This is a genomic window from Streptomyces sp. NPDC037301, assembly GCF_055602785.1.
Genome location: NZ_JBVJWD010000010.1, coordinates 148,471 through 167,404, shown reverse-complemented (window position 1 = coordinate 167,404; position 18,934 = coordinate 148,471). Strand labels below are relative to the sequence as shown.

At 69.8% G+C, this 18,934-nt stretch carries 17 protein-coding genes and 1 pseudogene; 13 read left to right on the top strand and 5 right to left on the bottom strand.

The window, feature by feature from the left end; all coding sequences use genetic code 11:
• Positions 1-55: 55 nt before the first annotated feature.
• From ACZ7IB_RS18735 to ACZ7IB_RS18675, 13 genes and pseudogenes are all read left to right on the top strand, one after another.
• Positions 56-669 (top strand): annotated as a pseudogene (locus ACZ7IB_RS18735) (hypothetical protein); the annotation flags it as partial.
• 118 nt (positions 670-787) lie between these two features.
• A complete protein-coding gene (gene uvrC, locus ACZ7IB_RS18730; RefSeq protein ID WP_470913620.1) occupies positions 788-2,914 on the top strand; it encodes an excinuclease ABC subunit UvrC in 2,127 nt (708 codons plus the stop codon).
• On the top strand, positions 2,911-3,882 hold the full coding sequence (gene rapZ, locus ACZ7IB_RS18725) for an RNase adapter RapZ (RefSeq protein WP_093899529.1): 972 nt from the start codon (positions 2,911-2,913) through the stop codon (positions 3,880-3,882). Before uvrC ends, rapZ begins: the two co-directional genes overlap by 4 nt.
• On the top strand, positions 3,879-4,913 hold the full coding sequence (locus ACZ7IB_RS18720; RefSeq protein WP_470913617.1) for a gluconeogenesis factor YvcK family protein: 1,035 nt from the start codon (positions 3,879-3,881) through the stop codon (positions 4,911-4,913). The genes rapZ and ACZ7IB_RS18720 overlap by 4 nt, the downstream gene beginning before the upstream one ends.
• Positions 4,904-5,893 (top strand): DNA-binding protein WhiA, encoded by a 990-nt coding sequence (gene whiA, locus ACZ7IB_RS18715; RefSeq protein ID WP_030919772.1) that lies wholly within the window; start codon positions 4,904-4,906, stop codon positions 5,891-5,893. The genes ACZ7IB_RS18720 and whiA overlap by 10 nt, the downstream gene beginning before the upstream one ends.
• 258 nt (positions 5,894-6,151) lie before the next feature.
• Positions 6,152-7,159 carry a type I glyceraldehyde-3-phosphate dehydrogenase gene (gene gap, locus ACZ7IB_RS18710; RefSeq protein WP_114243932.1) on the top strand — a complete coding sequence of 336 codons (1,008 nt, stop codon included), beginning with the start codon at positions 6,152-6,154 and terminating at the stop codon, positions 7,157-7,159.
• Between the two features lie 108 nt (positions 7,160-7,267).
• Entirely contained in the window at positions 7,268-8,479 is a 1,212-nt protein-coding gene (locus tag ACZ7IB_RS18705) for a phosphoglycerate kinase (RefSeq protein ID WP_470913614.1), read from the top strand.
• Between the two features lie 6 nt (positions 8,480-8,485).
• Positions 8,486-9,262: a triose-phosphate isomerase gene (tpiA, locus tag ACZ7IB_RS18700; RefSeq protein ID WP_470913611.1), complete on the top strand. Its 777-nt coding sequence runs from the start codon at positions 8,486-8,488 to the stop codon at positions 9,260-9,262.
• Positions 9,263-9,376: 114 nt separating this feature from the next.
• Positions 9,377-9,613: a preprotein translocase subunit SecG gene (secG, locus tag ACZ7IB_RS18695; RefSeq protein WP_114243929.1), complete on the top strand. Its 237-nt coding sequence runs from the start codon at positions 9,377-9,379 to the stop codon at positions 9,611-9,613.
• A gap of 109 nt (positions 9,614-9,722) precedes the next feature.
• Positions 9,723-10,058: an RNA polymerase-binding protein RbpA gene (locus tag ACZ7IB_RS18690; protein ID WP_072483070.1), complete on the top strand. Its 336-nt coding sequence runs from the start codon at positions 9,723-9,725 to the stop codon at positions 10,056-10,058.
• A 155-nt stretch (positions 10,059-10,213) separates the two neighbouring features.
• Positions 10,214-11,890 (top strand): glucose-6-phosphate isomerase, encoded by a 1,677-nt coding sequence (gene pgi, locus ACZ7IB_RS18685; RefSeq protein ID WP_470913607.1) that lies wholly within the window; start codon positions 10,214-10,216, stop codon positions 11,888-11,890.
• A 4-nt stretch (positions 11,891-11,894) separates the two neighbouring features.
• Positions 11,895-12,398, top strand: a complete 504-nt coding sequence (locus ACZ7IB_RS18680; RefSeq protein WP_470913605.1) for a PH domain-containing protein — start codon at positions 11,895-11,897, stop codon at positions 12,396-12,398.
• Complete coding sequence (locus ACZ7IB_RS18675) at positions 12,395-13,966, top strand: PH domain-containing protein (RefSeq protein ID WP_470913603.1); 1,572 nt, start codon at positions 12,395-12,397, stop codon at positions 13,964-13,966. Before ACZ7IB_RS18680 ends, ACZ7IB_RS18675 begins: the two co-directional genes overlap by 4 nt.
• A gap of 9 nt (positions 13,967-13,975) precedes the next feature.
• On the opposite strand, the gene ACZ7IB_RS18670 is transcribed toward ACZ7IB_RS18675, so the two are convergent.
• The 5 genes from ACZ7IB_RS18670 to tal form a co-directional block, all read right to left on the bottom strand.
• The gene (locus tag ACZ7IB_RS18670; protein WP_470913601.1) at positions 13,976-14,335 is read right to left on the bottom strand and encodes a VOC family protein; all 360 of its coding nucleotides are present in this window, start codon (positions 14,333-14,335) and stop codon (positions 13,976-13,978) included.
• 78 nt (positions 14,336-14,413) lie between these two features.
• Positions 14,414-15,196, bottom strand: coding sequence for a 6-phosphogluconolactonase (gene pgl / locus ACZ7IB_RS18665; RefSeq protein ID WP_470913599.1), 783 nt, complete (start codon positions 15,194-15,196; stop codon positions 14,414-14,416).
• Positions 15,193-16,206: a glucose-6-phosphate dehydrogenase assembly protein OpcA gene (opcA, locus tag ACZ7IB_RS18660; protein WP_470913597.1), complete on the bottom strand. Its 1,014-nt coding sequence runs from the start codon at positions 16,204-16,206 to the stop codon at positions 15,193-15,195. The genes pgl and opcA overlap by 4 nt, the downstream gene beginning before the upstream one ends.
• Positions 16,203-17,735 (bottom strand): glucose-6-phosphate dehydrogenase, encoded by a 1,533-nt coding sequence (gene zwf / locus ACZ7IB_RS18655; protein WP_470913594.1) that lies wholly within the window; start codon positions 17,733-17,735, stop codon positions 16,203-16,205. The genes opcA and zwf overlap by 4 nt, the downstream gene beginning before the upstream one ends.
• 5 nt (positions 17,736-17,740) lie before the next feature.
• Positions 17,741-18,919, bottom strand: a complete 1,179-nt coding sequence (tal, locus tag ACZ7IB_RS18650; protein WP_470913592.1) for a transaldolase — start codon at positions 18,917-18,919, stop codon at positions 17,741-17,743.
• Between the last annotated feature and the right edge of the window lie 15 nt (positions 18,920-18,934).

The following is an 18,934-nucleotide window of genomic DNA, read 5'->3' as shown; positions in this document are numbered from 1 at the left end:
GTCCCAGTCGATGCCGACCAGGCCGGGCCGTACCCCCTGCTCCACCAGGTGAACGGTCCGGTGCCGGCCGGTGAGCGTGAGATCCGCACGGGCGCCGTGCGGCGCGCCCGTCGCCGGGCTGGACTGCCTCGCCACCACGGCCGTCTCCTCGGACGGCCAGAAGGCGTCCCTGTGGACCCTTCCGAAGGAAGGGAAGGACGGCGGCTGGCAGGTGGTGAACATCGCCACCGGCGACGACGAGACACGGTACGCCGCCGGGGGCGCCCACAAGCTCCCCGGCGGGACGGTCTTCCGCGAGCCGCAGATCGACGCCTGGTACGTCCCGAAGGGGGCCGAGGTGCTCCCGCTGGACCAGGACGCGGTCCGTGCGGTCGGCGTCCGCGGCACCACACTCGTCGCCTACCGCGCCCGGGTACGGGAGACCTACGGCAACAAGCTCCCCGGCTCCGGTTACGACCGCTCCGGCAAGGCGGGGGCTACGCACCGTCCGCCACTGCTTCCGGCCCCCGGGAAGGCGCCGACGCACCCCACCGGGTGGCTGCCGCGGGCACGGCTTCCGACACGGCCCTGATCGCCACGTCGGCCGCCGCCGGAGCGGGTGCCCTCGCCGTGCTCGCCCTCGGTGGCATCACGGCACTGCGCAACCGCCGCCACCGGGAAACCCCGTGACCGGAAACGGCACCCGCTGACCCCGTGCTCCGGGCGTGCTCCCTCAACCCGCGCCCCGGAGCACGGCACCACTGCAGAGCAGGCCGCACTGTCACTGCCCGCAAGTAGGGTGGGACGCATGGCAGACCCCTCCAGCTACCGCCCCAAGCCGGGACAGATCCCCGACTCCCCGGGGGTCTACAAATTCCGCGACGAACACCGCCGGGTGATCTACGTCGGAAAGGCCAAGAACCTGCGCCAGCGCCTGGCCAATTACTTCCAGGACCTGGCCGCGCTCCACCCGCGTACGCGCACGATGGTCACCACGGCCGCCTCGGTGGAGTGGACCGTCGTCTCCACGGAGGTCGAGGCGCTCCAGCTGGAGTACTCCTGGATCAAGGAGTTCGACCCCCGGTTCAACGTCAAGTACCGCGACGACAAGAGCTATCCGTATCTCGCGGTCACGCTCAACGAGGAATTCCCGCGCGTCCAGGTCATGCGCGGAGCCAAGAAGAAGGGCGTGCGCTACTTCGGTCCGTACGGGCATGCCTGGGCGATCCGCGAGACGGTCGACCTGATGCTCCGGGTCTTTCCGGTGCGTACGTGTTCCGCCGGAGTCTTCAAGAACGCCGCCAGGACCGGCCGCCCGTGCCTCCTCGGCTACATCGGCAAGTGCTCGGCCCCCTGCGTCGGCCGGGTCACCCCCGGGGAACACCGCGAACTGGCGGGCGACTTCTGCGACTTCATGGCCGGCCGCACCGGCACGTACATCCGCCGCATGGAGAAGGACATGATGGCGGCGGCCGAAGAGATGGAGTACGAGCGGGCGGCCCGGCTCCGCGACGATGTGGAGGCCCTCAAACGGGCCATGGAGAAGAGCGCCGTCGTCCTCGCCGACGCCACCGACGCCGACCTGATCGCGGTCGCCGAGGACGAGCTCGAAGCCGCCGTCCAGATCTTCCATGTGCGCGGCGGCCGGGTGCGCGGCCAGCGCGGCTGGGTCACCGACAAGGTCGAGAACGTCGACACCTCGGGCCTGGTCGAGCACGCCCTGCAGCAGCTGTACGGCGAGGAGACGGGCGACTCCGTTCCCAAGGAGGTCCTCGTCCCGGCCCTCCCCGAGGACCCCGACGCGGTCTCCCAGTGGCTCGCCGACCGCAGGGGCTCCCACGTCAGCCTGCGGATCCCGCAGCGCGGTGACAAGAAGGACCTGATGGCGACGGTCCAGCGCAACGCCCAGCAGGCCCTGGGGCTGCACAAGACCAAGCGCGCCTCCGACCTGACGACCCGCTCCCGCGCCCTGGAGGAGATCGCCGAGGCGCTCGGCCTCGACACGGCTCCGCTGCGCATCGAGTGCTTCGACATCTCGCATCTCCAGGGTGACGACGTGGTCGCCTCCATGGTCGTCTTCGAGGACGGTCTTGCCCGCAAGAGCGAGTACCGCCGCTTCCAGATCAAGGGCTTCGAGGGCCAGGACGACGTCCGGTCGATGCACGAGGTGATCGGCCGCCGCTTCAAGCGGTATCTCCAGGAGAAGGAGCGGACGGGGGAGTGGGAGGAGACCCCCGCGCCGACCGGCCCCGTCCCGGTCTCGCAAACCGCCCCGGCGGCCCTGACCGGCCCGGACGCCCCGGCCGTCGGCGTGGACACCGTCGGCGTGGACACCATCCCCGGCGCAGCCACCACCTCCGTCCCGGGCACCACCCCCGATCCGGACGCCGAGCCCCGTGAGGACGACGGCCGTCCCAAGCGGTTCGCCTATCCGCCGCAGCTCGTCGTGGTCGACGGCGGCCAGCCGCAGGTCGCCGCCGCCAAGCGCGCCCTCGACGAGCTCGGGATCGACGACATCGCCGTCTGCGGCCTCGCCAAGCGCCTCGAAGAGGTCTGGCTGCCCGAGGACGACGACCCCGTCGTCCTGCCCCGCTCCAGCGAGGGCCTCTACCTCCTCCAGCGTGTCCGTGACGAGGCCCACCGCTTCGCGATCACGTATCAGCGCGCCAAGCGGGCCAAGCGCATCCGTTCCAGCCCCCTGGATGCCGTCGCCGGCCTCGGCGAGACCCGGAAACAGGCGCTGATCAAGCATTTCGGCTCCGTGAAGAAGCTGAAGCAGGCGACAATCGACGAGATCTGCGAGGTTCCGGGGATAGGCCGCAGGACTGCGGAATCGGTGGCCGTCGCCCTGGCCTCGGCTGTCCCGGCCACGCCCGCCGTGAACACGGCGACAGGAGAGATCATTGAAGATGACGACGGGGGCAGCACGACATGACTGAGCACGAACACGAACACGAAGTCGAGCACAACAGCACCGACCGAGCAGACGGAGCAGGACACGTGAGTACGGGCACCACGATCGAGACGGGTGACGGGAATGCGGCCATCCCCGAGCTGGTGATCATCTCGGGGATGTCGGGCGCCGGGCGCAGCACCGCGGCCAAGTGTCTGGAGGACCTCGGCTGGTTCGTCGTCGACAACCTGCCACCCGCCCTGATCCCCACCATGGTCGAGCTCGGAGCCCGCTCTCAGGGCAACGTGGCCCGGATCGCCGTCGTCGTCGACGTGCGGGGCCGCCGCTTCTTCGACAACCTCCGCGAATCCCTCGCGGACCTGGAGGCGAAGCACGTCACCCGGCGCATCGTCTTCCTGGAGTCCTCCGACGACGCGCTCGTCCGGCGCTTCGAGTCGGTCCGCCGCCCGCACCCCCTCCAGGGCGACGGCCGGATCGTCGACGGCATCGCCGCCGAGCGCGACCTGCTGCGCGAACTGCGCGGCGACGCCGACCTGGTGATCGACACCTCCAGCCTCAATGTGCACGAACTGCGCGCCAAGATGGACGCCCAGTTCGCCGGCGACGAGGAGCCGGAGCTGCGCGCCACGGTGATGTCGTTCGGCTTCAAGTACGGCCTGCCGGTCGACGCCGACCTGGTGGTCGACTGCCGCTTCCTGCCCAACCCGCACTGGGTCCCCGAGCTGCGCCCGTTCACCGGGCTCAACGAAGAGGTCTCCGCCTACGTCTTCGACCAACCAGGCGCCAAGGAATTCCTCAACCAGTACACGGAGCTGCTCCAGCTCATCGCCGCCGGGTACCGCCGCGAGGGCAAGCGCTATGTGACGATCGCCGTCGGCTGCACGGGCGGCAAGCACCGTTCGGTCGCCATGTCCGAGAAGCTCGCGGCCAGGCTCGCGACCGAAGGCATCGAGACCGTCCTCGTCCACCGGGACATGGGGCGCGAATGACCAGCCGTAATCTGCGCCTGCGGCGTCTGCGCAGAGCCACCTCTGCGATCTCCGGCCGCAAGCGCGGCGCGCAGCCCAAGGTCGTCGCCCTCGGCGGCGGCATGGGCCTGTCCGCGTCGCTCGCGGCGCTCCGCCGGATCACCGGCGATCTCACGGCCGTGGTCACCGTCGCCGACGACGGCGGCTCCAGCGGCCGGCTCCGCGAGGAGCTCGGCGTCCTGCCGCCCGGCGATCTGCGCAAGGCGCTCGCCGCCCTGTGCGGTGACGACGACTGGGGCCAGACCTGGGCCCAGGTCATCCAGCACCGCTTCCAGTCCAAGGGTGATCTGCACGAGCACGCGGTCGGCAATCTGCTGATCGTCGCCCTGTGGGAGCAGCTCGGCGACCATGTCCAGGCCCTGGACCTGGTCGGCAAGCTCCTCGGGGCGCACGGCCGGGTGCTGCCCATGTCCGCCGTGCCGCTGGAGCTCCAGGCCCTCGTTCGGGGACACGACCCGGCCCGCCCGGACGACGTGGACACGGTGCGCGGCCAGGCCACCGTGGCGCTCACCCCGGGCGAGGTGCAGTCCGTCCACCTCGTTCCGAACGACCCGCCGGCCGTTCCCCAGGCCGTCGCGGCGGTCCTCGACGCGGACTGGGTGGTGCTCGGCCCGGGGTCCTGGTTCTCCTCCGTGATCCCGCATCTGCTCGTCCCGGAACTGCTCGACGCGCTCATCGAGACCAAGGCCCGCAAGGTCCTCTCGCTCAACCTCGCACCGCAACCCGGCGAAACTGATGGCTTCTCTCCGCAGCGTCATTTGGAGGTTTTGGGACGACACGCCCCTAAACTCGCCATGGACGTGGTGCTGGCCGACGAAGCCGCCGTGCCCGATCGCGAGTCCCTCGCCGACGCCGCCAAGCGGCTCGGCGCCGCGGTCGAGCTGGCGCCGGTGGCCTCACCCGACGGCGTTCCGATCCATGATCCGGAGCTGTTGGCCGCCGCGTACGACCGTATTTTTCGGATGCATGGAAGGATCGGCCCATGGCGATGACGCCGGCGGTGAAGGACGAAATCTCTCGGCTTCCCGTGACCCGGACCTGCTGCAGGAAGGCAGAAGTCTCGGCGATTCTTCGGTTCGCAGGTGGGCTGCACCTGGTGAGCGGCCGGATTGTGATCGAGGCGGAGCTGGACACCGCAATGGCGGCGCGCCGGCTGAAGCGGGACATTCTCGAGATCTTCGGGCACAGCTCGGAACTGATCGTGATGGCTCCCGGCGGGCTGCGGCGCGGCTCCCGCTATGTCGTACGGGTGGTGGCGGGCGGCGATCAGCTGGCCCGCCAGACCGGCCTGGTGGACGGCCGCGGCCGTCCCATCCGCGGCCTGCCCCCGCAGGTGGTCTCGGGGGCCACCTGCGATGCCGAGGCCGCCTGGCGCGGGGCCTTCCTGGCCCACGGCTCGCTCACCGAGCCGGGCCGCTCCTCCTCGCTGGAGGTGACCTGCCCGGGCCCGGAGGCAGCGCTCGCACTGGTCGGCGCGGCCCGCAGGCTCTCCATCGCGGCGAAGGCCCGCGAGGTGCGCGGGGTGGACCGGGTCGTCGTCCGTGACGGCGACGCGATCGGCGCCCTGCTCACCCGGCTCGGCGCCCATGAGTCGGTGCTGGCCTGGGAGGAGCGGCGGATGCGCCGCGAGGTCCGCGCCACCGCCAACCGGCTCGCCAACTTCGACGACGCCAACCTGCGCCGTTCCGCGCGGGCCGCGGTCGCCGCGGGCGCCCGGGTGGGGCGCGCGCTGGAGATCCTGGGCGAGGAGGTGCCCGAGCACCTCGCGGCGGCCGGACGGCTGCGCATGGAGCACAAGCAGGCCTCCCTGGAGGAGCTGGGCGCGCTCGCCGATCCGCCGCTGACCAAGGACGCGGTCGCCGGCCGGATCCGACGGCTGCTGGCGATGGCCGACAAGCGGGCCCAGGATCTGGGTATCCCGGGCACGGAATCCACCCTCAGCGAGGAGCTCGCCGACGGCCTGGTGGGCTGACCCGCGACGGCCATGAAGCCGGCCGAAAACAGAACGCGCGGCATTCCCAGGAGTTGACGCTCCGTAACCATCGCTGCAAGTACGGCCGAGTGTCCAAAGGCCCGTACTCCAACCGTGGAGTACGGGCTTCGGCGATTCTTGCGGCCCCGCTCGATGTCACCCCGGGGCCGTCGGAGAGGTAGGGTCGGAGGCGGTCGGGGACATCTCATACAACTCGCCGGGGTGGAAACCCCGCGTACCTAACGAGGAGATCGGTTCGTGACGATCCGCGTAGGCATCAACGGCTTTGGCCGCATCGGTCGTAACTACTTCCGCGCGCTGCTGGAGCAGGGTGCGGACATCGAGATCGTGGCTGTCAACGACCTGGGTGACACCGCGACCACGGCACACCTGCTGAAGTACGACACGATCCTGGGCCGTCTCAAGGCCGAGGTCAGCCACACCGCCGACAGCATCACCGTCGATGGCCACACCATCAAGGTGCTCTCCGAGCGCAACCCGGCCGACATCCCCTGGGGTGAGCTGGGCGTCGACATCGTCATCGAGTCGACCGGCATCTTCACCAAGAAGGCCGACGCCGAGAAGCACATCGCGGGTGGCGCCAAGAAGGTCCTCATCTCGGCCCCGGCCAAGAACGAGGACATCACCATCGTGATGGGTGTCAACGAGGAGAAGTACGACGCGGCCAACCACCACGTCATCTCCAACGCCTCCTGCACCACCAACTGTGTCGCGCCGATGGCCAAGGTGCTGGACGAGAACTTCGGCATCGTCAAGGGCCTCATGACGACGGTCCACGCGTACACGAACGACCAGCGCATCCTGGACTTCCCGCACTCCGACCTGCGTCGCGCCCGCGCCGCCGCGGAGAACATCATCCCGACCACGACCGGTGCCGCCAAGGCCACCGCTCTGGTGCTCCCGCAGCTCAAGGGCAAGCTCGACGGCATGGCCATGCGCGTTCCGGTCCCGACCGGTTCGGTCACCGACCTGGTCATCACGCTGGAGCGCGAGGTCACCCGCGACGAGGTCAACGCCGCCTTCCAGAAGGCCGCCGAGGAAGGCCCGCTCAAGGGCAAGCTGTTCTACACCGAGGACCCGATCGTGTCCTCGGACATCGTCTCGGACCCGGCCTCCTGCACCTTCGACTCCCTGCTGACCATGGCGGAGGGCTCGCAGGTCAAGGTCATCGGCTGGTACGACAACGAGTGGGGCTACTCCAACCGCCTCGTCGACCTGACCGTGTTCGTCGGCAGCCAGCTCTGACCGTCGAATCGGCAGGCACCTCGATGTGAGCACGGGGCTCGAACAGCGCAACGCAGCGCCGTTCGAGCCCCGTTGCATGCTTCCTCGTCCTCCAAGGAGTCCAGCAAGATGAAGACCATCGACGAACTTCTCGCCGAAGGGGTCACCGGCAAGCGCGTATTCGTCCGCGCCGACCTCAACGTGCCGCTGAGCGGCACCACCATCACCGACGACGGCCGCATCCGAGCCGTCCAGCCGACCGTGGAGAAGCTCGCCGCGGCCGGGGCGCGGGTCATCGTCGCCTCGCACCTGGGCCGCCCCAAGGGCGCCCCGGACCCCGCCTTCTCCCTGGCGCCCGCCGCGGCCCGTCTCGGTGAGCTGATCGGCGCCGACGTGGCCTTCGCGACCGACACGGTCGGCGAGTCCGCCCGCGCCACGGTCGCCGCGCTCACCGACGGCCGGGTCGCCGTCATCGAGAACCTCCGCTTCAACCCCGGTGAGACGTCGAAGGACGACGCCGAGCGCGGCGCGTTCGCCGACCAGCTCGCCGAGCTCGCCGATGTGTACGTGGGCGACGGCTTCGGCGCCGTCCACCGCAAGCACGCCTCGGTCTTCGACCTCCCGGCCCGGCTGCCGCACGCCGCCGGCGACCTGATCGCCACCGAGGTCGGCGTCCTGAAGAAGCTCACCGAGAACGTCGAGCGCCCGTACGCCGTCGTGCTCGGCGGCTCCAAGGTCTCCGACAAGCTCGGCGTCATCGACCACCTGCTGGAGCGCGCCGACCGCATCCTCATCGGCGGCGGCATGGCGTACACCTTCCTCAAGGCCCAGGGCCACGAGGTCGGCAGCTCCCTCCTCCAGGAGGACCAGATCCCGGCGGTGCTGGAGTACCTCAAGCGTGCCGAGGACAAGGGCGTGGAGTTCGTGCTCCCCGTCGACGTCGTGGTCTCCGAGCAGTTCCCGGACCTCGAGGCCAAGGCTCCGACCGAGCACCGCACCGTGCCCGCGGACGCCATCCCGGCCGGATTCATGGGCCTGGACAACGGCCCCGAGACCAACAAGCTGTACGCCTCGAAGCTCGCCGACGCCGTCACCGTCTTCTGGAACGGCCCGATGGGCGTCTTCGAGCACCCCGATTACGCCGAGGGCACCCGGGCCGTCGCCCGGGCCCTCGTCGACTCCGAGGGCTTCAGTGTCGTCGGCGGTGGCGACTCCGCCGCGGCCGTCCGCATCCTGGGCTTCGACGAGAACGCATTCGGACACATCTCGACCGGTGGCGGTGCCAGCCTCGAATACCTCGAGGGCAAGACGCTTCCCGGCCTCGCCGCACTGGAGGACTGACTTTTCATGAGCACCCGTACCCCGCTGATGGCGGGCAACTGGAAGATGAACCTCAACCACCTCGAGGCCATCGCACACGTCCAGAAGCTCGCCTTCGCCCTGGCCGACAAGGACTACGACGCCGTCGAGGTCGCCGTCCTGCCGCCCTTCACCGACCTGCGCTCCGTGCAGACGCTGGTGGACGGCGACAAGCTGAAGATCAAGTACGGCGCCCAGGACATCTCGGCGCACGACTCCGGCGCGTACACCGGTGAGATCTCCGGCCCGATGCTCGCCAAGCTGAAGTGCACCTATGTCACCGTCGGCCACAGCGAGCGCCGCCAGTACCACGGCGAGACCGACGAGATCTGCAACACCAAGGTGAAGGCCGCTTTCAAGCACGGCCTGACCCCGATCCTCTGCGTCGGCGAGGAGCTGGAGGTCCGTGAGGCGGGCAACCACGTCGCGCACACGCTCGCGCAGGTCGACGGTGGTCTCAAGGACATCCCCGCTGAGCTGGCCGAGTCGATCGTGATCGCGTACGAGCCGGTCTGGGCGATCGGGACCGGCAAGGTCTGCGGCGCCGACGACGCCCAGGAGGTCTGCGGGGCGATCCGTAGCCGCCTCGCCGAGCTGTACTCGCAGGAACTGGCCGACACGGTCCGTATCCAGTACGGCGGCTCGGTGAAGTCCGGGAACGTCGCCGAGATCATGTCGAAGCCCGATGTGGACGGCGCGCTGGTCGGCGGGGCCGCGCTGGACGCCGACGAGTTCGTCAAGATCGTCCGCTTCCGCGACCAGTGAGTATGCGGTAGCGCGGATCCGTCGTACCCTTGCGGGGGCCGAGGAGGGTGTAGCCTCCCGGCCCCCGCTGTTCGCACATGCAGTCCAGAGAATTCCGGAAAGTAGGGACCAGCCGTGATTTTGGCGTTCGAGATCGCCCTGATCGTCTTCAGCCTGCTGCTGATGCTGCTGGTGCTGATGCACAAGGGCAAGGGCGGCGGCCTCTCCGACATGTTCGGTGGCGGTATGCAGTCGTCCGTGGGCGGCTCCTCGGTCGCCGAGCGGAACCTCGACCGGATCACCGTGTTCATCGGTCTGGCCTGGTTCGCGTGCATTGTTGTGCTTGGTCTGCTGATCAAGCTGGACAACTGACCCGTCGTACGCGATTCCCGGTGAGGGTGTAACTCCTTTCACTGGACGCGCGTTGGGCCTTACGTAGACTGGGGCATCTTCGAGCACCATCACGCAGGGAGTTACGACCGTGGCAAGTGGCAACGCGATCCGGGGAAGCCGGGTCGGAGCGGGGCCGATGGGGGAGGCCGAGCGGGGCGAGTCCGCGCCGCGCCTCCGCATCTCCTTCTGGTGCTCGAACGGGCACGAGACGCAGCCGAGCTTCGCCAGTGACGCGCAGGTACCGGAGACTTGGGACTGCCCGCGCTGTGGTTTCCCGGCCGGCCAGGACCGGGACAGCCCGCCGGACCCGCCGCGCACCGAACCGTACAAGACGCACCTCGCGTACGTACGTGAGCGGCGCAGCGATGCGGACGGCGAGGCCATCCTCGCCGAGGCCCTGGCAAAACTCCGGGGCGAGATCTAGGTGTTGTTCACCGGCCGGGCACCTCACGGGGTGTCCGGCCGGACTGCTTTCGCCGTGCCGCAGCTCGCCATTGCCTCGTCAACCCCTCTGATCAATTAAGTTGGAAGGGCAGCGGGGCATCTGCAGGCACGAGAAGAAGTGGGCTGATATCCGGGATGAATACACCAAGCCGAACCAGGCTCAACCAGTCGCCCGAGTGGACCGCTCTGGGCAAGCACCGCGAGCAGCTCGGGGCGACACATCTGCGGCAGCTCTTCGCGGACGACCCGGAGCGCGGCACCGGATACACCCTCCGGGTCGGCGATCTGTATGTCGACTACTCCAAGCACCTGGTCACCGACGAGACGCTCCGGCTGCTGCGCGAGCTCGCCACGGCCACCGGCGTGGCTGAGCTGCGGGACGCGATGTTCCGCGGCGAGAAGATCAACACCACCGAGGACCGCGCCGTCCTGCATACCGCCCTGCGTGCCCCGCGCGATGCGGTGATCGAGGTCGACGGCGAGAACGTGGTGCCCGCCGTGCACGCCGTACTCGACAAGATGGCGGCCTTCTCCGACCGCATCAGGTCGGGGGAGTGGACCGGTCACACCGGCAAGCGCATCAAGAACATCGTCAACATCGGCATCGGCGGCTCCGACCTCGGCCCCGCCATGGCGTACGAGGTGCTGCGCTCCTTCACGGACCGCTCGCTCACCGTCCGCTTCGTGTCGAACGTCGACGGCGCCGACCTCCACGAGGCCGTGCGCGATCTCGATCCGGCCGAGACGCTCTTCATCATCGCGTCGAAGACCTTCACCACGATCGAGACCATCACCAACGCCACCTCGGCCCGCAACTGGCTGCTGACCGGTCTGAAGGCCGATCAGGACGCCGTCGCCAAGCACTTCGTGGCGCTGTCCACGAACGCCGAGAAGGTCGCGGACTTCGGCATCGACACCGCCAACATGTTCGAGTTCTGGGACTGGGTCGGCGGCCGCTACTCGTACGACTCCGCCATCGGACTCTCGCTGATGATCGCCATCGGCCCGGACCGGTTCCGCGAGATGCTCGACGGCTTCCACCTCGTCGACGAGCACTTCCGCACCGCCCCCGCCGAGGACAACGTCCCGCTGCTGCTGGGCCTGTTGGGCGTCTGGTACGGCGCGTTCTTCGACGCGCAGTCGCATGCCGTACTGCCCTACAGCCACTATCTGTCCAAGTTCACCGCGTACTTGCAGCAGCTGGACATGGAGTCCAACGGCAAGTCCGTGGACCGGGACGGCAATCCGGTCGACTGGCAGACCGGACCGGTCGTGTGGGGCACCCCCGGCACCAATGGGCAGCACGCCTATTACCAGCTGATCCACCAGGGCACCAAGGTCATCCCGGCCGACTTCATCGGCTTCGCCGAGCCGGTCGCCGACCTGCTGCCCGGTCTGGTCGCCCAGCACGACCTGCTGATGGCCAACTTCTTCGCCCAGACCCAGGCGCTGGCCTTCGGCAAGACGCCGGACGAGGTCCGCGCCGAGGGCGTCGCCGAGGAGCTGGTGCCGCACAAGACCTTCCGGGGCAACCACCCGACGACGACGATTCTGGCCGACAGGCTGACGCCGTCCGTCCTCGGCCAGCTGATCGCGCTGTACGAGCACAAGGTCTTCGTCCAGGGAGCCATCTGGAACATCGACTCCTTCGACCAGTGGGGCGTCGAACTCGGCAAGGTCCTCGCCAAGAAGATCGAGCCTGTGCTGACCGAGACGTCGACATCGGCCGCTGCCGCGGCGGAGGGGGGCGAGCAGCTGGACAGCTCGACCGCCGCGCTCGTCCAGGCGTACCGCGCCCGCAGGGGGCGCTGAGCCGATGACCACGGGGGAGCGGACGGTGCGGCTGAGGCCGCCGAACAACACCCTGGACCCGAGGGCCGTCGGTTGGTGGCGGGCCCAGTGGCTGCTGCTGACCGCGGTGCCGGTCGTCGTGCTGGCCGTGCTGGGCGCGTTCATCGAGCCCGCCCGGTTCTGGCTGCTGCTGCCCGCCGCGATCCTCGCGGTCCTCGGCGTCGGCTGCGCCGTCCTCTTCCCCCTCTGGTGGTTCCGCACCCATCGCTGGGAGGTCACCGACGAAGCGGTGTACGTCAGAACCGGCGTCCTGAGGCAGGAGTGGCGGATCGCCCCGATGTCCCGGATCCAGACCGTGGACACCGTGCGCGGCCCGCTCGAACAGCTCTACCGGCTAGCCACGGTCACCGTGACCACGGCATCGTCGAAGGGCGCGGTGCGGATCGAGGGACTGGGCCACGAACTGGCGGCCGAGCTGGCCGAGCGGCTGACCCGGATCACCCAGGAAACCCCCGGGGACGCCACATGAGCTCCGAGGCGGCCGTTGCCCCGGACGCCGAGGGCGAGGGCGGCGTCACCGGCCCCGAGGCGGCCACCGCTGCCGGCTGGCGGCGGCTGGACCGGCGTACGGTCCTCGTCAGCGCACTCGTCACGGCCGGGGTGGCGGCCGGTGCGGCCGTGCCCACCACGCTCGGCCTCTCCGGACGGTTCGGGTTCGGGCACGCGGTCGCCTGGGTGCTGGCCGGTGCGATCGTGCTGATCGGCTGCGCTGCGGCCGGCGACTACGTACGGTGGCGCCGCACCCGCTACCGCATCGGCGCCGAACGGGTCGAGCTCCACACCGGGCTGCTGCTGGTCAAGAAGCGCTCACTGGCCCGGGAACGCATCCGCAGCGTCGACCTCACCGCCCATCTGCTGCAACGGGTCCTCGGCCTGGTCACCGTCCGCATCGGCACCGGCGAGCACTCCGGCAACGAATCCACCCTGGAGCTCGACCCGGTCCCCAGGCCCGAGGGCGAACGGCTCCGCCTCGAGCTGTTGGAACGTGCAGCCACCGGCGCCCCGGGCACTCATCGCGAGGGCGAGCTCGCCGCCCTCGACCCGCGCTGGATCCGCTACGCACCGGTCTCCTTCGTCGCCCCCGCGCTCGGTGGTGCGGCGGCCGGTGCGGTGATGCAGGTCAGCGACTGGTTCGGGGCCCAGGGGCAGGTGATCGACTGGATCGGCGACCGGTTCCGGGACACCTCGCTGCTCGCCATGATCGTGATCCTCGCCGTCGCCGCGGTGGCCGCCGGTGTCGTCGGCGCGCTCGGCCTGTGGGTCGAGATGTGGTGGAGCTACCGGCTGGAGCGCGAACCCGGCGGCACGCTGCGCATCCGGCGCGGCCTGCTGACCTCCCGGTCCATCTCCATCGAGGAGCGGCGGCTGCGCGGCGTCGACCTCGTCGAACCGCTCGGCATCCGGCTGTTCGGCGCAGCCCGGGTCGACGCGATCACCACCGGACTGGCCAAGGACGACGAGGAGCAGCACGGCGACCACAACACCCTGCTGCCCGCCGCGCCCCGGCCCGTCGCCGACACGGTCGCCGCCGACGTCCTGCGCGAGACCACGTCCCCGACCGGCGCTCCGCTGACCGGGCACCCCCTCGCGGCCCGCGGCCGCCGGCTGCGCCGGGCGTTCTGGGCCACCGCCGCGCCCGTACTCGTCCTGGTCCTCCTGGGTGTGCTGCTGACACCCGTCCTTCTCTGGATCGCGTTCGCCTGCGCCGTCGTGGGGCTGCCCGTCGGGGTGTTCCTCGCCCGGGACGCGTACCGCGGCCTGGGACACGCCATCAGCGGCGACTACCTGGTGGTCCGGTCCGGCACGGTCCGGCGCTCGACCGCCGCGCTGGAACGGGCCGGTGTCATCGGCTGGACGGTCAGGCAGACGTACTTCCAGCGGCGGTCAGGGGTGCTGAGCCTCACCGCGACGACGGCCGCCGGAGCGGGCGCGTACACGGCGTACGACGCGGATGCGAGCGAGGGCCTCGACTTCGCGTCCGAGGCCGTCCCCGGCCTGCTGGAGCCCTTCCTGGAGCGCACCCCGCCGGCCCGGTGACCGCGACGGTCAGCCGTGCGTCGTGTCGATGACGCAGAACCTGTTGCCCTCGGTGTCGGCGAGCACCACGAAATCCGGGTCGTCCGGGTACATTTCCCCGTCGACCCGCGCCGCGCCGAGTGCGACCAGCCGGTCCACCTCGGCGTCCTGCTCCTCGGTGTACAGGTCGAGATGGACCCGGGGGATCTCCTGCACCGGCGTATCGCTTCGCCCCAGGGACAGCCCGACGCCGTGTCCATCGGCCGGGACCAGCACGACCCAGTCGTCCTGGAAGGGCTCGCGCGCCACATGGCCGAGCGCCGCCTTCCAGAAGGCCGCGGCGCGCCGTACGTCCGACGCACCCATCGCCACGGTTCCGATACGCACCATGGGCCGAGCCTTTCATGCCGCAGGCCCGGCCGCTCCGAAGGGCGAACCGGGCCTGCGTACAACGGTACTGACGACCGCTCAGGGAGAGGCCGGCGGATACAGCGCGCGCGGCAGCCGCGAGGCCGCCGCCGCGTCCAGCAGCCACAGGGTGCGGCTGCGTCCGTACGCACCGGCTGCCGGGGCCTGGATCTCCCCGGCGCCCGAGAGTGCGATCTCCGCGGCCTCCGCCTTGTCCTCGCCCGCGGCGAGCAGCCACACCTCGCGCGCCGCCCGGATCGCGGGCAGCGTGAGCGAGATGCGGGTGGGCGGCGGCTTGGGGGCGCCGTGCACGCCGACGACGGTGCGCTCGGTCTCCCGTACCGCGGGCAGCTCCGGGAAGAGCGACGCGACATGTGTGTCCGGGCCGACGCCCAGCATCAGCACATCGAACGTCGGCACCGGACCGTGGTCCTCCGGACCGGCCGCCGCGGCCAGTTCACCGGCGTACGCGGCTGCTGCCGCGTCGGCGTCGTTGCCGCAGGGGCCGTTGGAAGCGGGCATCGCGTGCACCCGGGACGGGGTCAGCGGCACCGAGGCCAGCAGGGCCTCGCGGGCCTGCGTGACATTGCGCTCCGGATCGCCCTCCGGCAGGAACCGCTCGTCGCCCCACCACAGGTCGAGCCGCGACCAGTCGATCGCGTCCCTGGCGGGCGCGTCGGCGAGTGCGGCCAGCAGGCCGTTGCCGTTGCGCCCACCGGTGAGCACCACCGAGGCGTGACCGCGCGCGGCCTGGGCGTCCACGATCTTCGTGATCAGCCGGGCCGCGGCGGCCTGCGCCATCAGCTCCTTGTCGCGGTGCACGACAAGCTGAGGGGCACTCACTTCGCCGCCGTCTTCTTGGCCGCGGTCTTCTTCGCGGTGGCAGGGGCGGCAGCGGGGGCGGGCTCGGCCGGCTTGGGCTCCGCCGGTCCGCCGAGCTTCTCCACACCGAACTTCACCGTCGCCTCGTAGGTGTTGTCCGGGTCCAGGCGCCGCAGCTCCTCGGCGAGGAGCTCGGCGGTGTCCCGCCGCTTGAGCGCCACCGCACGGTCCGGCTGGCCTTGCATCGAGAGCGTGGCCAGCGAACCGTCCGGCCGGTCCAGGACGATGACGCCGTTCTTGGTCTGCATCCGCACGGCCGTCAGACCGGGGCCGCCGGACTGGGTGCGCTCCACCGGAACCTTGAGCCGGTCCGCGAGCCACATGGCGAGCAGCTCGCAGCTCGGGTTCTCCGACTCGCCCTCGACCGCCGCCGAGACGACCTCGACCTGCTGCTGGTCGAGCGCGGCCGCCAGCATCGAGCGCCACGGGGTGATGCGGGTCCAGGACAGATCGGTGTCGCCCGGGGTGTACGACCGGGCGCGCACCGCGAGTTCGTCACCCGGGTTCTCCGCCGAGTACGCATCCGTGATCCGGCGCTGGGCGAGCGCGCCCAGCGGGTCCTTCGCCGGATCCTCGGGGGCGCCCTCGGGCCACCAGACCACTACCGGGGCGTCCGGCAGGAGCAGCGGCAGGACCACCGACTGGGCGTGGTTGGCCAGTTCGCCGTGGAGACGCAGGACGACGGTCTCGCCGGTTCCCGCGTCGGAGCCGACCCGTACCTCGGCGTCGAGCCGGGCGTCCCGGCGGCTGCGCGGCGAGCGGCTGACCCGCTTGATCACCGCGATGATCCGCGAGGGGTGTTCGCGCGAGGCGTCGCCGGCCGACTTGAGGGCGTCGTACGCGTTCTCCTCGTCGGTGACGATGACCAGGGTCAGCACCATGCCGATGGCCGGGGTGCCGATGGCACGGCGGGCCGACACCAGCGCCTGGTTGATCTTGCTGGAAGTGGTTTCCGTGAGATCGATCTTCATGGCCGGCGCCAGCTCCGTCCGTCTCGTGCAAGCATCTCGTCCGCCTCGGCCGGGCCCCAGGTGCCCGCCGGGTACTGCGCGGGCTTGCCGTGCTTGTCCCAGTACTCCTCGATCGGGTCGAGGATGTTCCAGGAGAGTTCGACCTCCTGGTGCCGCGGGAAGAGGTTGGCGTCACCGAGCAGTACATCGAGGATGAGCCGCTCGTACGCCTCCGGGCTGGACTCCGTGAAGGACTCGCCGTACGCGAAGTCCATCGTGACGTCCCGGACCTCCATCGAGGTGCCCGGCACCTTGGAGCCGAACCGCACGGTCACGCCCTCGTCCGGCTGGACCCGGATGACCAGGGCGTTGCCGCCCAGCTCCTTGGTGGCGCCGGACTCGAAGGGGAGATACGGGGCGCGCTTGAACACGACCGCGATCTCCGTGACCCGGCGGCCGAGCCGTTTGCCGGTACGGAGGTAGAACGGCACGCCCGCCCAGCGGCGGTTGTTGATCGTCAGCTTGATCGCGGCGTAGGTGTCGGTCTTCGACTTGGGGTCGATGCCGTCCTCTTCGAGGTAGCCGGGGACTTCCTCGCCGCCCTGCCAGGCGTGCGCGTACTGACCGCGCACGGTGTGCCTGCCGAGGTCCTCCGGCAGTTCCACCGCCGTGAGTACCTTGAGCTTCTCGGCGACCAGGGCCTTCGGGTGGAAGGAGCCGGGCTCCTCCATCGCGGTCAGTGCCAGCAGCTGGAGCAGGTGGTTCTGGATGACGTCACGAGCGGCGCCGATGCCGTCGTAGTAGCCGGCCCGGCCGCCGATGCCGATGTCCTCGGCCATCGTGATCTGGACGTGGTCGACGTAACTCCGGTTCCAGATCGGTTCGAACATCGTGTTGGCGAACCGCAGCGCCAGGATGTTCTGGACCGTCTCCTTGCCCAGGTAGTGGTCGATCCGGAAGACCTCGTTGGGCGGGAAGACGTCGTGCACGATCTGGTTGAGCTCCTGCGCGCTCTTCAGGTCGTGGCCGAAGGGCTTCTCGATGACGGCACGCCGCCAGGAGCCCTCCTTCTGGTCGGCGAGCCCGTGCTTCTTGAGCTGCTGGACGACCTTGGGGAAGAACTTCGGCGGCACGGACAGGTAGAAGGCGAAGTTGCCTCCCGTGCCCTGTTCCTTGTCGAGTTCCTGGATCGTGGCCTTCAGTGTCTCGAAGGCCTCGTCGTCGTCGAAGTTGCCCTGGACGAAGCGCATCCCCTGGATGAGCTGCTGCCAGACCTCTTCGCGGAACGGCGTACGGGCGTGCTGCTTGACGGCGTCGTGGACCTCTTGTGCGAAGTCCTCGTCGTGCCACTCGCGGCGCGCGAAACCGATGAGGGAGAAGCCCGGCGGCAGCAGGCCGCGGTTGGCCAGGTCGTAGACGGCGGGCATCAGCTTTTTACGGGACAAATCGCCCGTGACGCCAAAGATCACCAGGCCCGACGGTCCCGCGATGCGCGGGAGCCGTCGGTCCTGGGGGTCACGAAGCGGGTTGGCTCCGGGAACACCAGACAAGGTGGTCAGCCCTCCGAAGGGGCGAGGCGCTTGAGCTCCGCCTCGGTCGAGTTGAGCAGGTCGATCCAGGACGCCTCGAACTTCTCGACGCCCTCGTCCTCAAGGAGCTGGACGACATCGTCGTAGGAGATCCCGAGCTTCGCGACGGCGTCGAGCTCGGCACGGGCCTGTTCGTAGGTGCCGGCGATGGTGTTGCCCGTGATCTGCCCGTGGTCCGCGGTGGCGTCCAAGGTGGCCTCGGGCATGGTGTTCACCGTGCCGGGGGCGACCAGGTCGTCGACGTACAGGGTGTCCTTGTACGCGGGGTCCTTGACACCGGTCGAGGCCCACAGCGGGCGCTGCTTGTTGGCCTGCGCCTTGTCCAGGGCCGCCCAGCGGTCCGACGACGGCGTCGATTCGTCGGCAGAGCCGAACACCTCCTCGAACGCCTGGTAGGCGAGCCGGGCGTTGGCGAGAGCTGCCTTGCCCTTGAGCGCCTTGGCCTCCGGGGTGCCGACCGCGTCGAGCCGCTTGTCGATCTCGGAGTCCACGCGGGACACGAAGAACGAAGCCACCGAGTAGATCTTGGAGAGGTCCAGACCCGCGGCCTTCGCCTTCTCCAGGCCCGCCAGGTAGGCGTCCATGACCTCGCGGTAGCGCTCCAGCGAGAAGATCAGCGTGACATTGACGCTGATGCCCTTGCCGATGACCTCGGTGATCGCCGGGAGACCGGCCTTCGTCGCCGGGATCTTGATGAGCGTGTTGGGCCGGTCCACCAGCCAGGCCAGCTGCTTGGCCTCGGCGACGGTGGCATCGGTGTGGTGGGCCAGGCGCGGGTCGACCTCGATGGAGACCCGGCCGTCCTGGCCGTCCGTGGCGTCGAAGACAGGACGCAGGATGTCCGCGGCGTCCCGTACATCGGCCGTCGTGATCATGCGGATGGCCTCGTCGACGGTGACCTTGCGGGTGGCGAGGTCGGTGAGCTGCTGCTCGTAACCATCCCCGCTCTCGCCTTCGCCCGAGCGGGGAGACCCCACTCCGTGCGAGATCGCCTTCTGGAAGATCGACGGGTTGGTGGTGACGCCCACGATGTGCTGCTGGTCGATCAGCTCGGCAAGGTTGCCCGAGGTGATCCGCTTGCGCGACAGGTCATCGAGCCAGATCGCCACGCCCTCGTCGGAGAGGCGCTTGAGTGCGTCTGTCATGAGAATTGCATCTCC